This window comes from Snodgrassella sp. CFCC 13594, from assembly GCF_001590725.1.
Lineage (GTDB): Bacteria > Pseudomonadota > Gammaproteobacteria > Burkholderiales > Neisseriaceae > Snodgrassella.
The window spans coordinates 1-370 of sequence record NZ_LQXR01000100.1 but is presented as its reverse complement, the minus strand read 5'-3'; the positions used below and the strand labels follow the sequence as shown (position 1 = coordinate 370).

Annotated in this window: 1 protein-coding gene; it reads left to right on the top strand. The window is 47.6% G+C overall.

Features of this window, described 5'->3' with window-relative positions; genetic code table 11:
• A partial coding sequence (locus A2F46_RS11900; RefSeq protein ID WP_156471664.1) for a single-stranded DNA-binding protein occupies positions 1-226 on the top strand: 226 nt, incomplete at its 5' end.
• Positions 227-370 lie beyond the last annotated feature (144 nt).

Below are 370 nucleotides of genomic sequence, written 5' to 3'. Positions count from 1 at the left end.
CCCTGATAAGCGTACTGGGCAGCCCAATGAGAAAACCGACTGGTTTGCGGCCCTACTCTATGGTAGGCACGCTGAATTGGTTTGCCAGCATATGGATGTGGGTGACTCCATCTATGTTCGTGGCCCAATCCGCTCACGTCGTTACGAGCAAGATGGTATCCAACGAACTGTATGGGAAATTCATGTCGATAAATTCATCATGATGGGTAGGAAGGAGCAACCATGAAAAAATTCATTGGAGCCGTGGTGATTGGCTTATTCGGTAGCCTGCTTTTTGGGCTTTTAGGCCAGTATCTAGGCAGCCTGATTTTCATCAACTGGTCAGGGGTGAAAGCAGAGGCATCATTGAGTTTGCTCTACACCTTTTTTA